This is a genomic window from Allobosea sp. 05T439, from assembly GCF_056396005.1.
On the sequence record NZ_JBFTKP010000034.1, the window covers coordinates 35426 to 59270 of the forward strand.

The 23845-nt window shown below is 65.2% G+C and carries 18 protein-coding genes; 8 read left to right on the forward strand and 10 right to left on the reverse strand.

Annotated features, from left to right (window positions below):
* The first annotated feature begins 6 nt into the window (after positions 1-6).
* Entirely contained in the window at positions 7-897 is an 891-nt protein-coding gene (locus AC1DIO_RS27415; protein ID WP_441490637.1) for an ABC transporter permease, read from the forward strand.
* Positions 898-1003: 106 nt separating this feature from the next.
* On the forward strand, positions 1004-2023 hold the full coding sequence (locus tag AC1DIO_RS27420) for a D-cysteine desulfhydrase family protein (RefSeq protein WP_441504905.1): 1020 nt from the start codon (positions 1004-1006) through the stop codon (positions 2021-2023).
* A gap of 30 nt (positions 2024-2053) precedes the next feature.
* On the opposite strand, the gene AC1DIO_RS27425 is transcribed toward AC1DIO_RS27420, so the two are convergent.
* Positions 2054-2944 (reverse strand): EamA family transporter, encoded by an 891-nt coding sequence (locus AC1DIO_RS27425; protein WP_441505116.1) that lies wholly within the window; start codon positions 2942-2944, stop codon positions 2054-2056.
* A gap of 83 nt (positions 2945-3027) precedes the next feature.
* On the opposite strand from AC1DIO_RS27425, the gene AC1DIO_RS27430 reads away from it, so the two are divergent.
* The 3 genes from AC1DIO_RS27430 to AC1DIO_RS27440 all read left to right on the forward strand — a co-directional run bounded on the left by AC1DIO_RS27430 (position 3028) and on the right by AC1DIO_RS27440 (position 6307).
* Positions 3028-3519 carry a MarR family winged helix-turn-helix transcriptional regulator gene (locus AC1DIO_RS27430; protein ID WP_441504906.1) on the forward strand — a complete coding sequence of 164 codons (492 nt, stop codon included), beginning with the start codon at positions 3028-3030 and terminating at the stop codon, positions 3517-3519.
* A 174-nt stretch (positions 3520-3693) separates the two neighbouring features.
* Positions 3694-4839 carry an amidohydrolase gene (locus AC1DIO_RS27435; protein ID WP_441504907.1) on the forward strand — a complete coding sequence of 382 codons (1146 nt, stop codon included), beginning with the start codon at positions 3694-3696 and terminating at the stop codon, positions 4837-4839.
* Between the two features lie 211 nt (positions 4840-5050).
* Positions 5051-6307: an aminopeptidase gene (locus AC1DIO_RS27440; RefSeq protein WP_441504908.1), complete on the forward strand. Its 1257-nt coding sequence runs from the start codon at positions 5051-5053 to the stop codon at positions 6305-6307.
* A gap of 102 nt (positions 6308-6409) precedes the next feature.
* Here the strand turns inward: AC1DIO_RS27440 and AC1DIO_RS27445 are convergent, their stop codons facing one another.
* Complete coding sequence (locus AC1DIO_RS27445) at positions 6410-8572, reverse strand: methyl-accepting chemotaxis protein (RefSeq protein ID WP_476854385.1); 2163 nt, start codon at positions 8570-8572, stop codon at positions 6410-6412.
* 276 nt (positions 8573-8848) lie between these two features.
* Here AC1DIO_RS27445 and AC1DIO_RS27450 point away from each other — a divergent pair, with 276 nt between their 5' ends.
* Positions 8849-9199, forward strand: coding sequence for a hypothetical protein (locus tag AC1DIO_RS27450; protein ID WP_441490631.1), 351 nt, complete (start codon positions 8849-8851; stop codon positions 9197-9199).
* 20 nt (positions 9200-9219) lie between these two features.
* Here AC1DIO_RS27450 and AC1DIO_RS27455 read toward each other — a convergent pair whose 3' ends face one another.
* From AC1DIO_RS27455 to AC1DIO_RS27465, 3 genes are all read right to left on the reverse strand, one after another.
* Positions 9220-10281 carry a class I SAM-dependent methyltransferase gene (locus tag AC1DIO_RS27455; RefSeq protein WP_441504910.1) on the reverse strand — a complete coding sequence of 354 codons (1062 nt, stop codon included), beginning with the start codon at positions 10279-10281 and terminating at the stop codon, positions 9220-9222.
* Positions 10282-10755: 474 nt separating this feature from the next.
* Positions 10756-13041 (reverse strand): NADP-dependent malic enzyme, encoded by a 2286-nt coding sequence (locus AC1DIO_RS27460; RefSeq protein ID WP_441504911.1) that lies wholly within the window; start codon positions 13039-13041, stop codon positions 10756-10758.
* A 129-nt stretch (positions 13042-13170) separates the two neighbouring features.
* A complete protein-coding gene (locus tag AC1DIO_RS27465; protein ID WP_441504912.1) occupies positions 13171-15003 on the reverse strand; it encodes a methyl-accepting chemotaxis protein in 1833 nt (610 codons plus the stop codon).
* Positions 15004-15106: 103 nt separating this feature from the next.
* Between AC1DIO_RS27465 and mutS the strand changes: the two genes are divergently transcribed.
* Positions 15107-17857 carry a DNA mismatch repair protein MutS gene (mutS, locus tag AC1DIO_RS27470; RefSeq protein ID WP_476854386.1) on the forward strand — a complete coding sequence of 917 codons (2751 nt, stop codon included), beginning with the start codon at positions 15107-15109 and terminating at the stop codon, positions 17855-17857.
* Positions 17858-17954: 97 nt separating this feature from the next.
* On the opposite strand, the gene AC1DIO_RS27475 is transcribed toward mutS, so the two are convergent.
* The 3 genes from AC1DIO_RS27475 to AC1DIO_RS27485 form a co-directional block, all read right to left on the reverse strand.
* The gene (locus tag AC1DIO_RS27475) at positions 17955-18818 is read right to left on the reverse strand and encodes a C40 family peptidase (RefSeq protein WP_441504914.1); all 864 of its coding nucleotides are present in this window, start codon (positions 18816-18818) and stop codon (positions 17955-17957) included.
* 46 nt (positions 18819-18864) lie between these two features.
* Positions 18865-19218, reverse strand: coding sequence for a MarR family transcriptional regulator (locus tag AC1DIO_RS27480; RefSeq protein WP_069878324.1), 354 nt, complete (start codon positions 19216-19218; stop codon positions 18865-18867).
* A gap of 127 nt (positions 19219-19345) precedes the next feature.
* Complete coding sequence (locus AC1DIO_RS27485) at positions 19346-20737, reverse strand: leucyl aminopeptidase family protein (protein ID WP_441504915.1); 1392 nt, start codon at positions 20735-20737, stop codon at positions 19346-19348.
* Positions 20738-20911: 174 nt separating this feature from the next.
* On the opposite strand from AC1DIO_RS27485, the gene AC1DIO_RS27490 reads away from it, so the two are divergent.
* Positions 20912-21730: a tetratricopeptide repeat protein gene (locus AC1DIO_RS27490; protein ID WP_441504916.1), complete on the forward strand. Its 819-nt coding sequence runs from the start codon at positions 20912-20914 to the stop codon at positions 21728-21730.
* Between the two features lie 130 nt (positions 21731-21860).
* Here AC1DIO_RS27490 and AC1DIO_RS27495 read toward each other — a convergent pair whose 3' ends face one another.
* Positions 21861-22838: a type II secretion system F family protein gene (locus tag AC1DIO_RS27495; protein ID WP_441504917.1), complete on the reverse strand. Its 978-nt coding sequence runs from the start codon at positions 22836-22838 to the stop codon at positions 21861-21863.
* A gap of 10 nt (positions 22839-22848) precedes the next feature.
* Positions 22849-23826 carry a type II secretion system F family protein gene (locus tag AC1DIO_RS27500; RefSeq protein ID WP_441504918.1) on the reverse strand — a complete coding sequence of 326 codons (978 nt, stop codon included), beginning with the start codon at positions 23824-23826 and terminating at the stop codon, positions 22849-22851.
* Between the last annotated feature and the right edge of the window lie 19 nt (positions 23827-23845).

Genomic DNA, 23845 nt, shown 5'->3' on the forward strand with positions numbered 1-23845 from the left:
GAAGCGATGAGCGTGATCACGGCCCATACCGCCCCTTCCACCCTCAGCCCTGCGCCGCGCAGTCTCGGCGCCCGGTTCAGGCGCTTCGCCCGGCGCAACCCGACGATGCTGCTGGGCGGCGCCATCCTGATCTTCTTCGTCGCGATCGCGATCTTCGCGCCACTGCTCGCCGGCGACCCGATGCTGAAGGCGCCAACACGCCGGCTGCTGCCGCCATCCGCGCAGTTCTGGTTCGGCACCGACCATCTCGGCCAGGATGTCTTCGCCCGCACCGTCTACGGAGCACGCGTCTCACTGATCGTCGGCCTCACCGTCGCGACGATCTCGATCAGCGCCGGGCTTCTTATCGGCCTGATGGCCGGCTATTACCGCTGGATCGAGACCCCGGTCATGCGCCTGATGGACGGGCTGATGGCGATTCCAGCGATCCTGCTTGCGATCGCGCTGGTCGCCCTCAACCAGGGCAGCATCGGAATCGTCATTGCCGCCATCGCCATTCCGGAACTGCCTCGCGTGGTCAGGCTCGTGCGCTCGATCGTGCTCAGTGTCCGCGAGCTGCCTTTCGTTGAGGCGGTGATCGCCTGTGGGGCGCGGACGCCGCGGATTCTGGTGCTTCACATCATGCCGAGCACCATCGCGCCCCTGATCGTGCAGGCGACCTATATCTGCGCATCGGCAATCCTGGTGGAAGCGTCGCTGTCATTCCTCGGCGCCGGCGTGCCGCCGGAAACGCCGAGCTGGGGCAACATGATCGCCTCCAGCAGACTCTACCTGGCGCGCGCGCCCTGGACGATCTTTTGTCCGGCGATCGCGCTGGCGCTGGTGGTGCTCGCGGTCAACCTGCTCGGCGACGGGCTGCGCGACAAGCTCGATCCGCGAATTTCGAGGAGGATGTGACAGCCAGGCGCATGGCTGTCCCGCCCTGGCGCGGCTGCCTTTTTCCAACCCGCCGCTATGGTGGGCCGCAGCGCCACTGCGCCGGTCTCGGTGAGGAACAATCGACATGAACAAGCCCTGGTCATTGGCTGAGCGGAGCCGGGCTCCGCTTTCGATCCTGCCGACCCCCTTCGAGGAACTGCCCCGGCTGTCGCGGGAACTCGGGCGCCATGGCCCCGCTCCCTCGATCTGGATCAAGCGGGACGACTGCACGGGCCTTGCCGGCGGCGGCAACAAGGCGCGCAAGCTCGAATATCTCGTCGGCGAAGCGCTGCAGCAGGGGGCCGATACGCTGGTCACGCTCGGGGCCATCCAGTCCAATCATGCGCGGCAGACGGCTGCGGCCGCCGCCAGGAACGGCCTCGGCTGCGTTCTGCTCCTGACCGACAAGATCAGCGGACGCAGCGCGAGCTACCGGGCCAACGGCAATATCCTGCTCGACCGATTGCTCGGCGCCGATATTCGCATCCTGACCGCCGAGCAGGACGCCATGGAGGCGCTCGAACAGAACCTGGCTGCGCTGCGTGCGCAGGGCCGACGGCCCTATTTCATCCCGATCGGCGGCTCCAATGCACTGGGCGGCCTCGCCTATCATGATGCGCTGGTCGAACTCGCCGGGCAGGCCAAGGCCGCAGGCCGACAGATCGACCATATCGTGCTGGCGACCGGCAGCGGTGGCACTCATGCCGGCATCGTTGCAGGTGTGCAGACGTTGGGCCTCGCTTGCGCCGTCCACGGCATCAGCGTCTCGCGGCAGGCCGAAGAGGCCCGCGGTATCGTCGCCGGCCTTGCGCGCGACACGCTCGCGCTTGCTGGGAGCCAGAGCGTCGCCGATGTCTCGATCACGATCGACGCAACGCAGATCGGGCCCGGCTACGGCCAGCCGACGACGGCGATGCTCGAAGCCGTGACCAGTGTCGCGCGCCTCGAGGGCATCCTTCTGGATCCCGTCTATACCGGCAAGGCTATGGCCGGGCTGTTTTCGCTGGTGCGGCGTGGCGCGTTCAGGCCCGACGAGACAGTGGTGTTCTGGCACACCGGCGGCCATCAGGGACTGTTCGCCTACGAAGAGCTGTTTCAGGGATAACCGACGACACGCGCGAGGAGGCGTGCCCCGTCACGCCTCCCGGGGTTTCGCCACCGTGGGAGCGCTGGCCGGCACAGTCTGCTGAGCGCGCTGGCTCAGCCAGACGCTGCCGAGGACGATCGCCATGCCGGCGATCTGGGCAGGGCTGAGCGATTGGCCGAGCACCGACCAGCCGAGCATGACAGCCGTCACCGGGCTGAGAAAGCCGAGCGGCGAGACCGTCGAGGGACCCAGCCGGGCAATGCCGCGAAACCAGAGGATATAGGTCAGGGCAGCGCCCATCAGCCCGAGATAGGCAAGGCCGAGGATGTTCGTGCCGGTCAGCGTCGGCGGTGCGGGTTCGAGCCAGAGGACCACTGGCAGCAGCAGGGCTCCTCCCGCGGTCAGCTGCCAGGCGGTGAAGGTCAGTGGCGAGACCGGCGGCTGCCAGCGCCGGCTCAGGACCGTGCCCGCCGCCATCGACAGCGCACTGGCGAGACCAGCGGCGATGCCGAGCGGATCGAGCGCAGCCTGCGGCGTCAGAATCAGCAGCGCGACACCTGCCATGCCGGCGATGGCCGCGACGATGGCGAGCGGGCGGATGGCGAAACCGAGCAGCAGACGCGCGAGGAGCAGGACGACGAGCGGCTGGATCGCCCCTACGGTCGCCGCGACACCGCCCGGCAGCCGATAGGCTGCGATGAACAGCATCCACCAGAACAGCGAGAAATTGAGCGCGCCGAGGAGGAGAACCCGTCCCCACCAGATTCCCTGCGGCAATTGCCGGACGGCGAGCAGCAGCAGGAGGCCAGCCGGGAGCGCACGCAGCATCGACACGGTCAGTGGGTAGCCCTGCGGCAGGAACTCCGTCGTCACCAGATAGGTGCTGCCCCAGATAGCTGGGGCGATCGCGGTCAGCAGCAAGTCGGCATTCCGGGCCATGATGGCGGTCTCGCTCATTATCTTGACGTCAAGATAATGACAAATATCTTGACGTCAAGATATTTGGTCGCAACGATGGCGGCATGGACCATGTCGACGGAATTCTCGCGCAGTGGAACCGGGAAAGACCGGACCTCGATGTCACGCCGATGGGGTTGTTCGGCCGCATGAAGCGGCTCTCGCAGCATCTCGGCCGTGAGATGGAGAAGACCTTCACCGAGCATGGCCTCAACAGCGCAAGTTTCGACGTGCTGGCGACACTGCGGCGCTCCGGCCCTCCCTATAGACTGTCGCCGGGAGATCTGCTGGCGACGATGATGATCACCTCGGGCACGCTGACGAACCGCATCGACCAGCTCGAGAAGACGGGCCTCGTCGAGCGCACCCATAACCCCGAAGATCGCCGCAGTTTCATCATTTCACTGACCGAGCGTGGATTTGCGACAATCGAGGCTGCTGTCACAGCACATGTCGCAACCCAGGCGCAGCTGAGTTCCATTCTCTCCGCGGATGAGAACGCGGCCCTCAACGCACTGCTGGGCAAGTACCTGGCGGGTTTCGAAGGCAGCCGGTGAGGCCTTGCGTCGGGGGGCTGCCTCCGCAGTAAACTCGGCTTGTGGGCCAGGAATGAGCACAGCGCGCCCCCCGCAGGCAAGAATGGCGCTTGCCGCTCCACGCAAGTTGATAATTCTCTGGCCATACGAAGCCGGCATCAGGTCTGGTTCAGCCGGCGCTCAGGGGATAGCGGAATGTTTCTCACCAACTCCGACATGGTCGAGCTTGTCGCCTGGCGGCAGCAGTTGCACCGCTCTCCCGAGATATCGGGCGAGGAGCAGGAGACGGCGAAGGCAGTGGTTGCCTTCCTTGCCCCGAGCGAGCCGGACCGTATCGTGACCGGGCTCGGCGGCCACGGCGTCGCGGCTATTTATGAAGGGCGCGAGCCGGGGCCGACAGTGATGGTTCGCTGCGAACTCGACGCCCTGCCGATCGAGGAAATCTCCGAGAGCCCCCATCGCTCCCAGGTGCCGGGCAAATCCCATGCCTGCGGCCATGACGGGCACATGACCATGGTCGCTGCGCTCTCACGCGGGCTCGGCCGCCAACGGCCGCAGCGCGGCCGCGCGGTGCTGCTGTTCCAGCCGGCAGAGGAGAACGGCGCAGGTGCCGCCGCCGTCATCGCCGATCCGAAATTCGCAGAAATCGCGCCGGATTACGCATTCTCGCTGCACAATAAACCCGGCCTGCCATTGGGCTACATCACCCTCTCCGAAGGTCCGGCAAACTGCGCCTCGCGCGGACTGCAGATCGTGCTGACTGGCAAGACCTCGCATGCCTCCATGCCGGAACACGGCATCTCCCCGGTTGCGGCGGTAGCCCGGCTGATGCCGGCATTGACGGCGCTCGGCCCCGGCGGTCCACTCGACGCGGCCTATGCGCTCGTCACCGTGACCCACGCTGCAATCGGCGAAGCTGCCTTTGGCATCGCACCCGGCCGGGCCGAAATTTGGGCGACGCTGCGCACGCTGAACGATGCGCAAATGGGCGCGCTTTGCACACGGGCCGAAGCGCTGGTGCGCGAAGCGGCTGAAGCATCGGGTCTTGGCATCGAGCTGAGCTATCACGACGTCTTCCATCACTGCGAAAACGATGCCGAGGCGGTGGCGCTCCTGCGCAAGGCCTTCGATGACGAGAAGCTGCGGCACGGTGAGGGCTCGCCCTCGCGCGGCTCCGAGGATTTCGGCCTGTTCGGCCGCCAGGCGAAATCGGCGATGTTCATCCTAGGCTCGGGCAAAAACTCGCCGCAGCTGCACAACCCGGATTTCGATTTTCCCGATGCCCTGATCGAGCCCGGTTCGCGCGCCTTCATGCGCACGCTGCGCAATTTGCTCGGCTAGATCCTCGGACCCGATATCGTATCCGATCCGAGGATCCAGCCTCTGCATTTGCATCGGCTTTCCCGAAAACCGCAATCCACTTTTCGGGCCGATGCCTTAGCCCATTGCACCTGACCAAGTGGGCGATGTTCTTGTTGCCAAACCGCAAAGACGCCCTGATCGGCTGCATGATGCCGATCAGGGATTTGCCAAGCATGAGAGGCCGTATTCCATGACCACGCATCAGCCGAATATCCTGGCATCGATCGATCCGGCCAAGCTCGACAGGCTCGCCGAAGTCGCCGTCAAGGTCGGCCTGAATCTCGAGGCCGGGCAGGATCTGTTCCTGACCGCGCCGGTCGCCGCCCTGCCACTGGTCCGGCGGATCGCCGAGCACGCCTACAAGGCCGGTGCCGGGCTCGTGACGCCGATGCTGGCKGATGAGGAGGTAACGCTCTCACGCTATCGCCATGCCCCGGATGCAAGCTTCGACCGGGCGCCGGGCTGGCTCTATGAAGGCGTCGGCAAAGCCTTTGCCGCCAACACCGCGCGCCTCGCCATCGTTGGCGATAACCCGATGCTGCTCTCAGGGCAGGATCCAGCCAAGGTCGCGCGCGCCAACAAGGCCAATTCGATCGCCTATCAGCCCGCTCTCGAGAAAATCGCCGGCTTCGAGATCAACTGGAATATCCTGGCCTATCCGACCGCGTCCTGGGCCCGCCAGGTCTTCCCGGACGAGGCAGAGGACATCGCTGTCGCCAAGCTGGCCGAGGCGATATTCGCTGCCTCACGGGTTGACCGTGCCGACCCCATTTCGGCCTGGGCTGCGCATAATGCGACGCTCCGCAGCCGGACGCAGTGGCTGAACGGGCAGAACTTCCATTCGCTGCACTTTTCCGGGCCGGGCACGAACCTGACGATCGGGCTTGCCGACGGCCATGAGTGGCAGGGCGGCGCCTCGACTGCCAAAAACGGCGTGACCTGCAATGCCAACATCCCGACCGAAGAGGTCTTCACCACGCCGCATGCAAGGCGGGTCTCCGGCCATGTCGTCAGTACCAAGCCGCTCTCGCATCAGGGCACGCTAATCGATGGCATCTCGGTGCGCTTTGAAGAAGGGCGTATCGTCGAGGCCAGGGCCACGCGTGGTGAGGAGGTGCTGAACAAGGTTCTCGACACCGATGAGGGTGCGCGTCGCCTCGGCGAAGTGGCGTTGGTGCCGCATTCCTCGCCGATCTCGCAGAGTGGCGTCCTGTTCTACAATACGCTCTTCGACGAGAACGCCTCCTGCCATATCGCGCTCGGCCAGTGCTATTCGAAATGTTTCGTCGATGGCGCCAGGCTCACGCCCGAGCAGATCGCGGCGCAAGGCGGCAACAAGAGCTTCATCCATATCGACTGGATGATCGGCTCGAACCAGGTCGATATCGACGGTGTGCATGCCGATGGCAGCCGCGTCGCAGTCTTCCGCCAGGGCGAATGGGCCTGAGCAGCCTCGCACAGGCCACGTCTCTCCGCTGATACGAAAAGGCCACCGGGCGAACCCGGTGGCCTCTTCATTTGACGTGTATCGTGCCCCTAGGCGGCAGGCTTAGAACTCTTCCCAGCCCGCATCGGACGCGCGGCCGTTGACGACCTTCTTGGCCGGCATGACGGGGCGCTTCGGCGCAGCCTTGGTCTGTGCGAAGGCCGCCTCGGCAAGCTGGCGCAGGCGCTCGGGCTCAGGGCCTCCTGCATCGATCGCCTCGACATCGGAGGCGCGCAACGCGGGCGGCGCGTAGGACGCTGCCCTGGTCGCAAGGCGCGCGGGGCGGGGCGCCATCTGGGTGACGGCAGCGGCCGCGATCGGGGCGGCCATCGGCCGTCCCTGCTCCGGCCCAGTCCGGAAGGCCGCAACGAGGTCGTTGAGCTGGCCGATCCGCGACGTCAGCGACGCAGCGGAGGCAGCACTCTGCTCGGCCAAAGCCGCGTTCTGCTGGGTCATTTCGTCGAGATGCGCGACAGCCTGGCTCATCTCGTCGATGCCATTGGCCTGTTCGCCGGACGCGGTCGAGATCTCGGCGATGGTGGCAGCGACCTTCTGCGACGCATCGAGGATTTCGGTCAGGGCCGCACCGGCCTGACGCACGAGTTCGACGCCCTCGGTGACCTCTGCATTCGAGGAGGAGATCAGCCCCGAGATGTCCTTGGCGGCGGCGCCTGAGCGCTGCGCCAGGGTACGCACTTCCGACGCAACGACCGCAAACCCCTTGCCGGCATCTCCGGCTCGCGCCGCCTCGACCGCCGCGTTGAGCGCGAGCAGATTGGTCTGGAAGGCAATATCGTCGATCACGCGGATAATGTCGGAGATCTTCTTCGAAGCGCTTTCGATGCGCGCCATGGCCTCGACGGCCCTGCCGGCAATCTCGCCGCCCGACTGCGCAGCTCGCATCGCGTCCTCGGCGATCGTCGCGGCCTGTTTCGAAGACTGGGCCGAAGCCTTGACCGAAGCAGCAAGCTCCTCGGTCGTCGCGGCGGTCTCCTCGAGCGAAGACGCCTGCTCCTCGGTGCGCTTCGACAGGTCGTCGGCGCCCGTGTTGATCTCGCGGGACGCCAGACCGACATCGCCGGCGGTCACCTGGATTGTGCGCACGGTCGAGGACAGGCGATCGACGGTCTCGTTGATCGCGCCCTTCAGATCGGCGAAGCKACCGCGATAAGTGGTATCGACTCGGTTCGTCAGGTCACCGGAGGCAACAGCCTGCAACACCTTCGCGAACTCGGTCGTGGCAGAATCAACCACCGCGTTGATCTCGTTGATGCCGCTGATCAGCTTCTGCATTTGTTCGTCAGCGCCATCGATGGCGAGCCGCGCCGAGAAGTCACCGGACGCAGCAGCCGCAACGACCTCGCCGACATCCGACACGACCGAGGCCATCGACTCGGCCTGACGCAGGCGACGCTCCGCACTTGCGCGCTCCTCCGCCTGCAGTGCGGCGACTTGCTCGGTGCTTTCACGCAACACCGAGACGGCGCGGGCCATGGTGCCGATCTCGTCCTGACGGGCGACATGCGGCACATCGACCTTGGTATCGCCGGCGGTCAGGCGCTCCATGACAGCACTGAGGGCGAGGATCGGCGAGGTGACCGAGCGCTGCGCGAAGATCAATGCCGCACCGAGCGCACCCACCAGGGTCACGAGCAGCACCAGCGGCAGAACCAGCCTGGCCTGCTTCGTGAAGGCTGCCGCCTCGTCGCCGAGCACGTTTCCGGCATCCTCGTTGCGCTTACCGAATGCGACCAGGAGATCGTTCACGGCCTTCCGGTTCGCCCGGTTCAGATCGGTATTGCCCTGCGCATTGGCCGCAGCGGCCGAAACCTGCCGCCCGATACGAACGGTTTCAGTCCGATAGGTGATAAAATCCGCGACCGCCTTCTCGATCTGAGAAACACGTTCCTGTTCGCTCGCCGGGGAAAGCGCCTTCAGCCGTTCGACGAGCTGCCGCATCTGCGGGAAGCGATCTTCCATCCCCTTGCCGTATTGCTCGATCTCCTGCGCGTTCTTGGCCATGTAGATGCCGCGCGACTCCATCACGACACCCGTTACGTGCCCGTTGAGCCGCTCCGTCAGCAAGGCGATGTCGCCCTGGTTGCTTGCGCGTTCGTTCAGACTATCCGCCTTCGAGAGTGCATAGAAACTCAGCACTGCCGAAATGAGCGCGGCCGCTGCAACAATGAGCAGCATGGTCAGGATCTTGATACGGATGGACTTCATCGAACTGCGCCCCGACGCATTATATTTTTTGTTATCAACGCGACACGCTCGCGCGTGGTTGCGGCCAAGAAGAAGGAGCCCTTGCAGGCAAGGGCTGGCGGACAGGCTGCACGGCAGAGCCGTGCATTTCCCATCAAATCACCAAAATCTGTAAAGAACGCTTTAAGCAGAGTGCGCGGGATCATTTCCCGGGGAGCATTTCGGCGCGACTGCGGCCTCATCGACTAGTCCAGCGCGGGGCCTGGATACTTCAGCATCCTTGCAAGTAGTTCAACAATGATTGAACTGCGTAGAGCGAGCGCGGCCACGGATTTCGGGCAGGACGCTGTTCCCGTCACATTCCGCTTCGGCGTTAACGTCTTACTGACCCTGCGGAACGAAACTGACGGCACGATTCGCCGTCAGTTAGAGTTCCCAATGGGCCAGATCCTCCAGTTCCGCTTACCCGTACAGCCGCTCACCATGCCGGAACCGCTGGACATCGACCTTCTGACGGCCGTCGACGTCGCGCTGCGCGACCTTGCCGAGATCACCCAGTACATCACCCTCCCCTCGGCACGGGACCAGGCGGAAGCCTGCCGCTTGATGCTGCAGGATGCCTATGACGCGGCGACGGCCACCGGCTGAAACGCCGGCGGGGGGCTCTCTCAGGCCCGAACCTCGAAGACCATGTTGAACGGGGTCTCGGTCGCACGTCGGAAATGCGAGAATCCGGCATCGAGCACAACCTTGCGAAGGCGCATCTCGCCGGCCTGGGCGCCAAGCCCGAGGCCCACCTCCTGAGACAGGGAGGCCGGCGTGCAGATCAACGTCGAGGCGCCATAATAGATCCGGCCTACCGGGTTGAGATTGTCCTTCAGGCTATCATGCGCAAAGGGCTCGACGATCATCCAGGTGCCGTTCGGGCCCAAGGTCTCCTTGACGTGCCTGCCTGCACCGACGGGATCGCCCATGTCGTGCAGGCAGTCGAACATGGCGACGAGATCCCAGGACCGACCTGGAAAGTCCTTCGCGCTGGCCTGTGCGAAGAACACGCGTTCGGCGACACCGGCTTCCTCCGCCGCGACGCGCGCGCGTTCTATCGAGGGCCCGTGATAGTCGAAGCCCGTAAAGGTGGACTTGGGATAGGCCAAGGCCATCAGAATGGTCGAAGCGCCATGGCCGCAGCCGACATCGGCAACGACGGCGCCCTCCTCCAGGCGCTCCTGCACGCCGTCCAGTGCCGGGAGCCAGTCTGCCACAAGGTGGCTGTTGTACCCGGGCCGGAAGAAGCGCTCGGTGCCGCGAAACAGGCAGTTGCTGTGCTCATGCCAGCCTAAGCCCTTGCCGGTCCGGAACGCTTCCGCAACCTTGGGTTCATCGATCCACATCGACTGGACGATTTCGAAGGCGCCCGCGAAAAAGGCGGGACTGTCGTCCTCGGCGAAGACCATCGCCTGTTCCGCGGTCAGGCTGAAGCGGTCTTCGCCCTCGTCATAGGCCACATAGCCGGCGGCCGCCTGCGCTGACAGCCACTCCCGCAAATAGCGTTCCTTCAAGCCGGTCCTTTGCGCGAGCATCTGCGGGCTGACGGGCTCTCCATCCGCCATCGCCTTGAAGAGCCCAAGTCTGTCCCCGAGCACAACAAGCGCGCCCGAAACGGAGGCGCCGACATCGCCCACGAGATTGCCGATCAGGGCGTCAAGTTTTTGCATATCGGGTTCACGCATCACGTCCTCCCGGTCGAGCGAACTCATCCGGCATCGACGGACGAGTCCCGTTCCAAGTTGGGTTGAGCAGAAGAAGGCCCGAGAGCGCAGATTCTGCGCTATCCGTGGCAATTTCAGGACTGGCCCAGCCTTCGAACTGCGCCGGCGCCCGGCTCGAACCCGATCTGGAACAGTGAGTTGCCCCACCGAGAAACCTGCGATGGAGCCATGCCGCACGGCAACAAATCCGCCTGCACCGACAAGCAAAGGCGCGAGGCCAGGCGCACGAATGAGAGCGGCGGCGGCAACAAGACCTGTTCGGGCCGGAGCATACCGATTGCGAGCGGCCGCACCAAAGGCCGGACCCCGAACGCTCGGCCCCGGCCAGGAGGACGGCCGAGACCCGCAGGAAGAAGGCGTCCCGAACTCCTGGCCGTCATCGCCAAGAGGCCGCGACGCAATCCAGCACCGGGGGCGCTGGATTGCCGAGCGCGCTTAGCCGCCGATATTGAAGGCTGCCAGCGCCGCCATGTTAACGATGTCGGAATCCTTGGCGCCGAGCGGCACGATCTGCACCGGCTTGTCGAGACCGACGATCAGCGGACCGATCACGGTCGAGCCTCCGAGTTCCTGCAGCATCTTGGTCGAGATCGACGCCGAGTGGAACGCCGGCATGACAAGCACATTGGCCGGCGCGGTCAGGCGACAGAACGGGTACTGGCTCATCACGTCGCGATTGAGCGCGACATCGGCCGCCATCTCGCCGTCATATTCGAAATCGACGCGCTGCCCATCGAGGATCTTGACCGCCTCGCGCACCTTCTCGGAGCGCTCGCCCGCCGGATGGCCGAAGGTCGAAAAAGCGAGCATTGCAACCTTCGGCTCATAGCCGAGACGCCGCGCCACACCTGCTGCCTCGATGGCGATTTCAGACAGTTCCCGCGCCGAAGGCATCTCCGTGATCGCCGTGTCGGCGACAAGCACCGTGCGGCCGCGAGAGATCACGACGGAGACGCCGATCAGCCGGTGCCCCGGCTTGTCGTCGATGACACGCCGGACCTCCTCCAGGGCGATCGAGTAGTTGCGGGTGACGCCCGTCACCATCGCGTCGGCATCGCCGAGCGCCACCATCGCAGCAGCGAAATGGTTGCGATCCTGGTTGATCAGGCGCTGGCAGTCGCGGAACAGGTAGCCATGCCGCTGCAGGCGCTCATAGACATACTGGGCATAGGCGGTGTTTCGATGCGAGAGCCGCGCGTTCTGGATCTCGATGCCCTTGGCTTCAAGGTCGACACCGAGGAAGGTCGCGGTTTCGCTGATCCGGTCCTCGCGGCCGACCAGAATGGCGTGGCCCAGTCCTTGATTGACGAAGGAGGTCGCGGCGCGAATGACCTGCTCCTCCTCGCCCTCGGCGAAGACGACGCGCTTGGGGTAGCGGCGAACCCGCTCAAAGATGCGGTTCAGCGTGCCCGCGACCGGATCGCGCCGCGCCGAGAGCTGCGCCTTGTAGGCGCCGGTATCGACAATCGGTTTGCCGGCAACGCCTGTTTCCATCGCGGCCTTGGCGACAGCCATCGGCACGACATGGATCAGACGCGGATCGAACGGGACCGGGATGATATAGTCCTTGCCGTAGCGCGGGCGCGCACCCTGGTAGGCGGCTGCCACCTCGTCCGGCACATCCTCGCGTGCGAGCGAGGCAAGAGCCTCGGCAGCGGCGATCTTCATCTCCATGTTGATCGTGGTGGCGCGGACATCGAGTGCGCCACGGAAGATGAAGGGAAAGCCGAGGACGTTGTTGACCTGGTTCGGATAATCCGAGCGACCCGTCGCCATGATGGCGTCGTCACGCACTGCTGCGACCTCTTCCGGCGTGATCTCCGGGTCGGGATTGGCCATGGCGAAGATGATCGGGTTCGGAGCCATGGAGCGAACCATGTCCGACGTCACCGCACCCTTCTGGCTGAGGCCGAAGAAGGCGTCGGCGCCCTCCATCGCCTGGGCGAGCGTGCGCCGGTCGGTGATGGCTGCATGCGCCGACTTCCACTGGTTCATGCCCTCCGTGCGGCCCTGATAGATCACGCCCTTGGTGTCGCAGAGGATGACGTTGTCGGGCTTGAAGCCCATCGCCTTGAGCAACTCGGTGCAGGCGATGGCGGCAGCGCCCGCGCCATTGACGACGAGCCTGGTCGTCTTGACGTCGCGGCCAGTCAGATCGAGCGCATTGATCAGGCCGGCGGCGGCGATGATCGCAGTGCCGTGCTGGTCGTCATGAAAGACCGGAATATCCATCAATTCGCGCAGGCGCTCTTCGATGATGAAGCATTCCGGCGCCTTGATGTCCTCGAGATTGATGCCGCCGAAAGACGGTCCGAGATAGCGCACCGCATTGATGAAGGCGTCGGCGTCTTCGGTGTCGACCTCGAGATCGATCGAGTCGACATCGGCGAAGCGCTTGAACAGCACCGCCTTGCCTTCCATCACCGGCTTGGAGGCAAGCGCGCCAAGATTGCCGAGACCGAGGATCGCCGTTCCGTTGGTGATCACCGCCACGAGATTCGAACGGGTGGTGTAGTCATAGGCCCGCGACGGATCTTCCGCGATCGCCAGCACCGGCACCGCAACGCCCGGCGAATAGGCCAGCGAGAGGTCTCGCTGGGTCGCCATCGGCTTGGTCGGCACGATCTCGAGCTTGCCCGGCCGCCCCTGCGAGTGGAACAGCAACGCCTCCTGATCGGTGAAGGTCGGGCGGGCGCGTTTGGTCGGCGGGCTATCGTTCATGCGACTGTTCTTTTTGTGAGCGTTTCCTGAAGGGTACCGACATTAGGTCAGCCGGCAGCCGCTCCACAAGGCGCGATTGCGGATCAGGGCTGATGACGATGACGCAAGAATGAAGGGCGGTCGCCGACTTCAGAGCCTGCCCCGAACGCTGCGGACGAAATCACCGACATAGCGATCGAGCGCAACCGTCTGCTCGCTGACCTGGCGCGCAGCCTCCACCACCTGAATGGCGCTCTCGCCGGTCATCCGGGCCTCGCCGCCGACGCTGCCGACACTCTCACTGACCGCATTGGTGCTGCCGGCGACAAGCACCGCGTCCGAGGCGATGCCGGAGACGATCCCGGCCTGCCGACCGACGACCTCGGCAATGGCGCTGGAGGTCTGCTCGATCGCGCTCATCGTGCCTTCGATCCGCGCGATCGCATCTGAAGCGGTGGAGGCGGCAGAGCGGATATCCTGCAGCGTGTCGGCGATGTCGCGCGTCGCCTTCTGCGTCTGCTCCGCAAGGTTCTTCACCTCCCCGGCAACGACGGCAAACCCGCGCCCTGCCGCCCCGGCACGCGCCGCCTCGATCGTGGCATTGAGCGCGAGCAGATTGGTCCGGGAGGCGATGTCCTCGATGAAGGCGAGCACGGAGCTGACCTTGTCGGCAGCCTCGGTGAGACCGGAAACATCGCGGCGCGTGGAGCGGACATAGCTTGCCGCCTCGCGCGCGGTGTCGTCGGCGTGCAAGGTCTGGCGCGTCAGCTCGCGGATCGAGGCATCGATCTCCTCGGCGGCGACCGCGACGCTGCCKACGCGCTGGGAGGCATTCTCGGCCTGGTGCGTCACATCGACGGCGCGCAGTGCCGTGCTATTGGCGTTCTCAGCCATCTGGCTCGCAGCCTGGTGCATATCGCGCACCGAAGCGCCAACCTGCCGCAAGGCCTGCCCCACGGTGACCTCGAGGTCACCGGCAAGTTCGGTCAAGGCTGCCTTGCGTTGTTCCTCCAGGGTCTGCTGGCGCGCTTCCAGAGTCTTCTCGTCGGTAATGTCGAGCAGGATGCCGTCCCAGACCACAGAGCCATCCGCCATCTTGCGCCGCGTCGATTCGCTGCGCAGCCAGACGATCGATCCGCCCGCGCCGCGGTAGCGCGCCTCAAAACGCCAGAGCGTGGCGGCCCCTTCCGGCGCCGCCCGCAGCTGCTCGAACCGCTCCCGGTCCTCGGGCAGCATCCTGCCGAGCCAGATCTCCGGGTCGCGCTCGACCTCTTCCCTGGCAATGCCAAGCGACTTGTCTATGGAGAAGGAGGCGAACCGATAGCTCGTCCCACCCGCGGGATGAAGGATGCGTTGATAGAGCGTGCCCGGCGCCCGCTGGATCAATGTCCGTAGCCTGTAGGAATTCTCGCGCCGCTCACGATCATTATTGATGACGAGGCCAACGAGCATCGTGCCCGCAGCACTGACGGCAATCATGGCCGGCACGGCCTCGCGGAGAAACCGCTCGGCGACAACCCAGCTCGGCATGAAGACCGCCGAGGCGAGCAGGCAACCGGCCCCGACCAGGCTCAGCGCCGCAAGATCGCGGAACGCCAGCGGGCGCCTGCGCCGACCCAGCCAGGCGGCGTAGGCGACACCGGCAAGGGCGTGCAGCACGATTCCCGCAACCCCGGTCGGCATACCGGCCCCGCCATTGGCGTAACGCATGGCGGCAAGCGAAACAGCAGTGACAGCGGCGGCCAGGGGCCCTCCAACCGGCCCGGCCAGAATGGCGAAGACATTGCGGGAATCAATGGCGATGCCGGGCTGGAGCACAAAGGGATGCGCCATGCTGAGTAGGCCGCCGATCGAAAACAGGACTCCGACACAGCATTGGCGCAGCCAGGGCCGCCCCTCGATCAACGGGGCCGCAATGGTCAGGATCAACGCCGCAAGCAGCAGGAACGAAAGGCTTTCGACGAGACTGATCAGAAGCAGCATGAACGGGCCTTGGGCCGGAATGATGAAATGACCGTGCTTTCAATTGTTGAAAGTCTCGCTAACGGATGGCGGCGCGCGTGGTTTTTGATAGCGTCCGCCAGCCATGCGCCGCGACATTCCAGAATCCCCGAGCCTTACCGAAGCAGCGAGTTCAGTCCCGAAGGCTGCGGCCGCGGTCGACGCCGGCCGCGTCACGCCGATGATGGCGCAATATGTCGAGATCAAAGCGGCCAATCCCGATTGCCTGCTGTTCTACCGGATGGGCGATTTCTACGAGCTGTTCTTCCGGGACGCCGAGATCGCCTCGCGCACGCTCGGCATCGTGCTGACCAAGCGCGGCAAGCATCTCGGTGAGGACATCCCGATGTGCGGTGTGCCGGTCGACCGCGCCGATGACTATCTCCAGCGCCTGATCGCCGCCGGACACCGTGTCGCCGTCTGCGAGCAGACCGAAGACCCCGCTGAAGCCAAGAAGCGCGGCGGCAAATCCGTGGTCCAGCGTGACGTCGTGCGACTGGTGACGCCCGGCACCATCACCGAAGAGCGATTGCTGGAACCCGGCCGCGCCAGCCTTCTGGTCGCGGTTGCACGCCGCAAGCTCAGCGATTCGAGCGCGCTCTACGGCCTCGCGTCGGTCGACATCTCGACAGGACGTTTCTCGGTCATGGAGGCCCCGCCGGAGCGGCTCGCCGTCGAGTTCGCCCGGCTTGAGCCGCGCGAGATCGTTTGCCCGGAGGCGATCCACGACGACCCCGAGCTGAAGGAATTCTGGCGCGAACTCACAGTGCCGGTGACCCCACTGGCTCGCGAGGGCCTCGATGCGGCTTCGGCCGAGCGCCGACTCAAGGAGTTCTTCGGCGTAGCCACTCTGGATGCCTTCGGCGCCTTCAGCCGCGCCGAGATTGCAGCCGCAGGCGCAGCGCTGGCCTATGTCGAGCGGACCCAGTTCGGCGCGCGCCCACCCCTGTCGCCACCCGTACGCGATTCCGGCAGCGCGACCATGCTGATCGACGCTGCGACACGCGCCAATCTCGAGCTGACGCGCACGCTTTCGGGCGAGCGAACCGGCAGCCTTCTCTCCAGCATCGACCGGACGGTGACCCCCGGCGGAGCGCGGCTGCTGGCGGAGCGGCTTGCCGGGCCGTTGACCGAGCCGGCGGCGATCGCCATGCGGCACGACGCCGTCGAGGCGCTGCTGAACGATGCGCCCCTGCGCGAGACCCTGCGCGGAGAGCTCGACCACGTGCCGGATATCGCCCGCGCCCTCGCCCGGCTCTCGCTCGATCGCGGCGGTCCGCGCGACCTGGCGGCGCTGGGCGCAGGCCTGAGTGCGGCACGGGTGATCGCGCAGTCGCTCGCCGACCAAGACACTCTGCCGGAAGCCCTGACCCAGGCCGCCCGAACGCTGGCCGCAACCGACCCGGCCCTGCCCGCCCGGTTGACCGAGGCGCTGGCCGACGATCTGCCGCTCAACCGCCGCGACGGACGCTTCGTGCGCGACGGCTATGACCCGGCCCTCGACGAACTCAGGCTGCTCCAGGTCGATTCGCGAAAGGTCATTGCCCAGCTCCAGGCGCGCTATGCGGCCGAAACCGGCTGCCGCACCCTGCGGATCAAGCATAATTCCATGCTCGGCTATTTCGTCGAGGTGCCGCAGGCCGCCGGCGAGGACTTCCTGAGGGAGCCCTGGCGCGCCACCTTCGTCCACCGTCAGACCATGTCGGACGCGATGCGCTTCTCCTCGGTCGAGCTCGGCGAGCTCGAATCGAAGATCGCCTCAGCCGCCGACCGCGCGCTGAAGCTCGAACTCTCAGTCTTCGCCTCGCTCAATGCCGCCGTTCTCGACGAAGCCGAGCCCGTGAAGGCGGCGGCGCTCGCTCTCGCCGAGATCGATGTTGCCGCAGCCCTTGCGGCACTCGCGGCCAACGAAAACTGGACGAGGCCCCTCGTCGATGACGGCGCCGATTTCACCATCAAGGGGGGGCGCCACCCGGTTGTCGAAGCCGCACTGAAGCGCGACGGAAAACCCTTCGTCGCCAATGACAGCGAGCTCTCGGCTCTTGGCGGAGCCGGCACCGGCGGACGCATCTGCCTCATCACCGGCCCGAACATGGCGGGTAAATCGACTTTCCTGCGGCAGAACGCACTGATCGCCGTGCTGGCGCAGATGGGCTCCTATGTGCCCGCCGCCAGCGCCCATATCGGCATTGTCGACCGGCTGTTCTCACGCGTCGGCGCCGCCKACGATCTCGCCAGGGGGCGCTCGACCTTCATGGTCGAAATGGTCGAGACCGCCGCGATCCTGAATCAGGCCGGGCCGCGCGCGCTCGTCATTCTCGACGAGATCGGCCGCGGCACGGCGACCTTCGACGGCCTGTCGATCGCCTGGGCCGCCATCGAGAACCTGCACGAGATCAATCGCTGCCGGTCGTTGTTCGCGACTCATTATCACGAGCTGACAGCGCTTGGAGACCGGCTGGCCCGCGTCACCAATGCCACTGTGCGCGTGACAGAGTGGAATGGCGAGGTCGTCTTTCTGCATGAGGTCGTGCCCGGTGCCGCCGACCGCTCCTATGGCATCCAGGTCGCCAAGCTTGCCGGCCTGCCGCCGGCCGTGGTCGAGCGGGCCCGCGCCATTCTCGGAGAGCTGGAGAAGACGGAGCGCGAGAAGCCTGTCGCCTCGCTCGTCGATGATCTGCCGCTCTTTGCGGCGCCGGCCCGGCCTCCTGCACCAGTTGCGGCGGCCGAACCTGGCCCGGACGTATTGCGCGAAGCGCTCGCCGCGCTCGATCTCGACGAGATGACGCCACGCGCTGCGCTTGACGCACTCTATCGGCTGAAAGCGCTGGATTAAAGCATCAGCCCGAAAAGTGGATTGCGATTTTCGGTAAAACCGATGCGAACACAAAGACTTAGATCATCGGACCGGATACGATTTCCGCTCCGATGATCTAAGCGCCAGCAATCCGCCGGATGCTGGTGATGGCGCCGAAGCTCTTGTCTAGGATCCGGTCGCGAGCGGTGCGCAACGGCTCGCGATGGACCGTCATCGTATAGCCATTGGCGTGCAGCAGCGTCTCGGCATCGGTCATGATGCCGACATGCCCCTTCCAGAAAACGAGGTCCCCGCGCTTCAGGCCGAGGAGGCTCTCGTCGAAGGCGATTGGCTCGCCTATCGCCGCTTCCAGCATGTCGGAATCACGCGGCGAGGCGATCCTGGCCGCAGCCAGAGCCAACTGAGTAAGGCCGGAGCAATCGAGACCGAGGCTTGTCTTGCCGCCCCAGAGATAGGGGACATGCTCGAAGCGCTCGGCAACGGCGACGAAATCGGTCTCGCCCTCGCTGAATTCCGCGAGATGCGTGCGCCAGACATGGCCGCCATCCGCGAGTACGAGAAAATTGCCGCTCTCGCCAGCAACGGCCAGGCCGGCACCCAGAGACAGCGCGGCAAGCGGCGGCAGTTTGATCGAGGCTCCGGGATAGACGAAGGTCCGCAATGCACGAACGCAGTGCGTCGGCGCGGGCACATCGGCACGCAGCGCATCGTCCGGCAAATAGCCGACATAGCCATCAGCGCCGAGCTGGCCCCAGGCCCAGCCCTCATGCTGCTCGTAAACCTGCACGACCTCGCCCGCGAGTGCCTCGGTATCGAGCGGGGCATCGGGACGCGGCTCACGCCGAACCGGTGCGGAAGGGGCAACGACGCGCATGGTGACGGGATCGGCAAAGGCGCGCGCCTCGACCTGGCCGATCAGATGCCGGGCGGCGAGGTCAGGGCGGGCCGGGGTCAGGCGACGGTCGAGAATCGTGTTCATGCGGGCACCATAGCCGGAGCCTGCTCATGAGCGAAGACGCCTTTGCTCAGCCCGGCCCGAGATCACGCGCCCGTTGCACCACCAGGTCGGCAAGCCGTTCGACAGCGAGGGCCCCCGCCACGGTCCGCTGGATCACGACATTGCGCCGGTCGAACTCGTCGCGCCTGCGCGTGACGAGGCCGAGCTTGCCCATCGTGTCGAGCGCGCGGGTAATCACGGGCTTGGTGACGCCGAGCTGCTGAGCAAGGCCGCGCACGGTATGCGGTGGCAACTCGAGATAGATCGTCAGCAGGATCGCGGTCTGGCGGGCCGAGAGGTCCGCCTGACCGTCATGCACCAGATCGAGATGCACCTGCCGCCAGAGCCTGAGCGCCTGCGAAGGCCTGATCTCCAACGCCATGACTGATACGAACCCCGATCGTTACGGGTCCGTATCATTATCGCGCCAAGCTGCGGCTGCAATCGCTCTCGTCGAACAGACTTAACCGCCGACTATCGATGGCATGCCGCGCGGAGATCGCCGGGCTTCATCCCTGGACCTTCGGATAGAGCTGCTTGACCAATGCATAGGTCAAACGCGCGGCTTGGCATTCGCCGCCCTCGGGGCGGCCGGGCTTCGACGATGGGTTCCAGGCATAGATATCGAAATGCGCGTAGGACTGTGTCTTCTCGACGAAACGATTGAGGAAGAGCGCAGCCGTGACGGAGCCGGCAAACGAGCCCCCGGAGACGTGGTTGACGTCGGCGATCTTGGAATCGAGCAGCCCGTCATAGGGCGGCCAGAGCGGCATGCGCCAGACCGGGTCGTTTACCGCCTGCCCCAACCGGGAGATTTCGACCGCGAGCCCTTCATCATGGGTGTAGAAGGGTGGCAGCTCGGGACCGAGCGCAACGCGGGCGGCACCGGTCAGCGTCGCATAGTCGATCAGCAGCTCCGGGGCTTCCTCATCCGCCAAGGCCAACGCATCGGCCAGGATGAGCCGGCCTTCGGCGTCGGTGTTGCCGATTTCGACCGTCAGCCCCTTGCGGCTCCGGAGCACATCGCCCGGGCGGAACGATGCACCGGAAACGGCATTCTCGACGGCGGGCACAAGGAGGCGCAGCCGTACCGGAAGCTTCGCCTGCATGATCATGCGCGCAGCGGCAGCCGCGGCCGCGGCACCGCCCATGTCCTTCTTCATCAGCAGCATGCCGGCATCTGTCTTGAGGTTGAGCCCGCCCGTATCGAACGCCACCCCCTTGCCGACGAGCGTCACCTTGGGATCGGCCGGATTGCCCCAGACAAGGTCGATCAGGCGCGGAGCGCGCGGCGACGCCCGGCCCACGGCATGGATCATCGGAAAGTTGTGCTCGAGCAGATCGTCCCCGACCTGGCTGGTGACGCTCGCACCAAGATCCTGCCCGAGCTGACGGATCGCGGCCTCGATCTCAGCGGGCCCCATGTCGCTTGCCGGCGTATTGACGAGATCGCGGGCAAAGGCGACCGCCTCGGCGAGCGCGCTCAGCTCCACACCATCCACGCCCTCGGGCAATACCAACCGAGCGCGGACCGGCTGCGGCTTGCGGTAGCGCTCGAAACGATAGGACTGGAGCAGCCAACCCAGCGCCGCAAGGCCGAAATCATCGATCTCGCCCTCCAGACGATAATCGCCCTCCGGCAGGACCGCGGCGAGCCGGCCGGGAGCAAATGGGTCGCGTCGGCGCGCCGATGCCCCCTCGACACCAAGGAGCACCGCGCTGACAGCGCCCAGCCCATCCGGCAGCACGACATGCTGCCCGGGACGCGCGGCGAAGCCATGGGCCTTCGCAAAGCGCGCGGCCTCCGGCGCGAGGCGCTCAATGAGTGCCGGCCAGCCCGCCTTCGAGACGAGATGAACCGGGACGGCGGACGGTGCAGTGGCAAGAAGCAGGCTGTGCACGGCTGAAGGAACCTGTTCGAGAGGGCGATCGATGAGGTCAGTTAAGGAACCATTAGGGTTAACGTTTTACCACCGGACGGACCAGTTCTCTCTCGTGGCAAGGCAATCTGGCCCATGTCCCGCTGCTTCTCCGCAGTCCCGTTTTCTTCGTCTGCGGCCTCCCGCGGCAGGCTGTTGGCCGCCGTCTGCCTTGCCTCGCTCGCCTTGGCCGGCTGCCAAAGCCGCGGCGGGATCGGCGACATTACCGGCTCCATCGGCCGCTCCGCCCCGACCCAGCCACGCGGGCCAGCCGAATGGCGCACTGAGGCCGACCAATGGGGCAAGCGCTACGACGCGAACCAGAAGGACCGGAACTCCGCCTTCTATTACGCCCGTGCGCTGCGGGCGCTCGACCAGAACGCCCAGGCTCTCGCCGTTCTGCAGAACGCTGTCCTGATACACAACGACGATCGCGAGATGCTCGGTGCCTATGGCCGTTCGCTGGCCGATAACGGCCGCTACAAGGAGGCGGACGAGGTACTCTCGCGTGCCCATTCGCCCGAGCGTCCGGACTGGCGCATCCTGTCGGCGCAGGGCACCGTCGCCGACCAGCTTGGCGAACATGCCCGCGCCCAGCAGATCTATGAGACTGCCCTCAAGCTCGCTCCCGGCGAGCCCACGGTGATGTCCAATCTCGGCCTGTCGCTCGCACTATCGAAGCGCCTGCCGGAGGCCGAGCGCGTGCTGCGCGATGCTGCAAACTCAAATCGTGCTGACGCACGAATCCGGCAGAATCTCGTGCTGGTGCTCGGCCTGCAGGGCAGGTTTGGCGAAGCGGAAACGCTTGCACAGCAGGACCAGAGCCCGGCCGAAGCAGCGGCGACCATCGCCTATCTCAAGCGCAGCGTGAGCCAGCCCAATAGCTGGAACATGCTCAAGGGCGGCGGCAGCAAGGCAAAGACAGCGGCATCAGCGCAGCCTGAGCAAGCGGATCGGTCTATCCCACAGGGATAGCCCGCCGGTCACCTCGGCGGGGCGTCCAACCACGAGCCTATGAGCCGCCGGGAGGAATCTGCAGCATCCGCCGCGTGTCATTGCCCAGCGCCAATATGCGCGTGGCGGCTCGCCGGTCGAACGGACGAGGCTATTTCAGCCCCATCACCTGAATGATCGCCGGGACCATGATCACGACGAAGAGCACAGGCAGGAAGAACAGGATCATCGGAACCGTCAGCATTGGCGGCAGGGCCGCAGCCTTCTTCTCCGCTGCCGACATGCGCTGGTCGCGGCTTTCCTGTGCCAACGTGCGCAGCGCAGTACCGAGCGGCGTGCCGTAGCGCTCAGCCTGAACCAGTGCGGTCGAGACCGACTTCACTCCCTCGAGCCCGGTGCGGACCGCAAGGTTCTCATAGGCCTGGCGTCTTTCGGCGAGGTAGGAGAGCTCAGCCGTGCAGAGCGCAAATTCCTCGGCGAGAGGAACCGACTGGCCGCCAATCTCGTTCGAGACCTTGCGAAAAGCATGTTCGATCGACATGCCCGCCTCGACACAGATCAGCAACAGGTCGAGCGCATCGGGAAAGGCCTGCCGCATCGACGCCTGACGCTTCGAGATCTGGTTTGAGAGAAAGATCTCCGGTGCCTTGATGCCAAGATAGGCTCCGCCGATCCCCATGCCGAACCGGATCAGGGGCGGCTGGCCAAAATCCTTGATAAAGAAGACGTAGAAGAGCGTGAACAGGAAGAGACCGATCGGCGTCACCAGACGGAAGAACAGGAAGCCAATCTCGGCCTGTGGGCCGCGATAACCTGCCATTGCAAGTTGCTTCTTCGCCGTTTCAGTCCCGAGCCAGTCGCCCAGCTTGAACTGATCGACAATGCGCCGCATGAACGCCTTGGGTTCCTGGCGCAGCGAGACCTTGTCCTTCTGCCGATTCAGGCGGTCCCGCTCGCGCGCCCGGATCTTGTCGCGCTCGACCGCAACATTCTTCATGCGCTTGTTGAGGTCGTTGCCCTCGACCAAAGGCATCGCCAACGTCAGGACCGTCGCGGCTGCGGCGACGGCGGCGAGCAACGCGACCAGGAACTGGCTGTCAGCGAGCTTGTCGGCGATGAGGGCAATCATTCCCGCAGCCTCAAATGTCGAAATTGATCATCTTGCGCATCGTCATGACGCCGATCAGCATCCAGACGCCACAGGCGACGAGCGCGACCTTGCCGATCTGGGTGAGCCAAAGAAGCTCGATATATCTGGGGGCGGTCAGGTATACGAGGGTCGCAACAACCGGCGGCAAGGAGCCGATAATCGCTGCCGAGGCCTTTGCCTCCATCGACACCGCCTGGATCTTGTCGCGCATCTTGCGACGTTCGCGAATGACCTTCGACAGATTGCCGAGGGTCTCCGCGAGATTGCCACCCGTCTTCTGCTGGATCGCCAGCACGATGCCGAAGAAATTGGCCTCGGCGCAGGGCATACGCTCGAAGAGTTTGGCGGCAGCCTCGGTCAGCGGCAACCCCAGTGTCTGACTTTCGATGATCAGCCGGAATTCCGTCCGGACGGGCTCGACGGCTTCAGCAGCGATGATCCGCAGGCAGTCGTTGAGCGGCAAGCCTGACTTGATGCCGCGCACGATGATGTCGAGCGCATTCGGAAATTCGTTGCCGAACTTCTTCAGTCGCTTCGTCCGGGCCCGCGACAGAAGCCAGCGCGGCAGGCCGAAGCCGCCAATGAACAGACCGGCCAGCAGCAGCAGCAGATTGGCCGTTGCCAGGAAAAACAGAAAGCCGACGACCACGCCAGATACGGCGCTGATGATGTAGAACTTGCGGCGATCCCAACTCAGCCCCGCCTGCAGCAGTAGGAGTTCGAGCGTGACCTTGTTACGGGCGTTCTCGCGGGTTTCGATGTCCTTGAGGCTCTGGGCGATCTGGCCGCGCTTCTGCCGCGCCTGGGCTTCGCGATCAACCGTCCGGACAGCGACCGGGGCTGCGAATTCCTTGCGGCGCTTCTCCACCCGGGTCTGTCCGCTCAACGACGGATAGAACAGCGCGTAGACTACGCCGCCTGCCGCAAAGGTCGCCAACACGACAACCGCAATGACACTCAGATCCATGGCTCAGATCCGCCCATAG

Excerpts from the sequence above, each read along its gene's own strand:
- AC1DIO_RS27415 (WP_441490637.1), top strand. The coding sequence starts at position 7 with ATGAGCGTGATCACGGCCCATACCGCCCCTTCCACCCTCAGCCCTGCG.
- AC1DIO_RS27420 (WP_441504905.1), top strand. The coding sequence starts at position 1,004 with ATGAACAAGCCCTGGTCATTGGCTGAGCGGAGCCGGGCTCCGCTTTCG.
- AC1DIO_RS27425 (WP_441505116.1), bottom strand. The coding sequence starts at position 2,944 with ATGGCCCGGAATGCCGACTTGCTGCTGACCGCGATCGCCCCAGCTATC.
- AC1DIO_RS27430 (WP_441504906.1), top strand. The coding sequence starts at position 3,028 with ATGGACCATGTCGACGGAATTCTCGCGCAGTGGAACCGGGAAAGACCG.
- AC1DIO_RS27435 (WP_441504907.1), top strand. The coding sequence starts at position 3,694 with ATGTTTCTCACCAACTCCGACATGGTCGAGCTTGTCGCCTGGCGGCAG.
- AC1DIO_RS27450 (WP_441490631.1), top strand. The coding sequence starts at position 8,849 with ATGATTGAACTGCGTAGAGCGAGCGCGGCCACGGATTTCGGGCAGGAC.
- AC1DIO_RS27455 (WP_441504910.1), bottom strand. The coding sequence starts at position 10,281 with ATGCGTGAACCCGATATGCAAAAACTTGACGCCCTGATCGGCAATCTC.
- AC1DIO_RS27460 (WP_441504911.1), bottom strand. The coding sequence starts at position 13,041 with ATGAACGATAGCCCGCCGACCAAACGCGCCCGCCCGACCTTCACCGAT.
- AC1DIO_RS27475 (WP_441504914.1), bottom strand. The coding sequence starts at position 18,818 with ATGAACACGATTCTCGACCGTCGCCTGACCCCGGCCCGCCCTGACCTC.
- AC1DIO_RS27480 (WP_069878324.1), bottom strand. The coding sequence starts at position 19,218 with ATGGCGTTGGAGATCAGGCCTTCGCAGGCGCTCAGGCTCTGGCGGCAG.
- AC1DIO_RS27495 (WP_441504917.1), bottom strand. The coding sequence starts at position 22,838 with ATGATTGCCCTCATCGCCGACAAGCTCGCTGACAGCCAGTTCCTGGTC.
- AC1DIO_RS27500 (WP_441504918.1), bottom strand. The coding sequence starts at position 23,826 with ATGGATCTGAGTGTCATTGCGGTTGTCGTGTTGGCGACCTTTGCGGCA.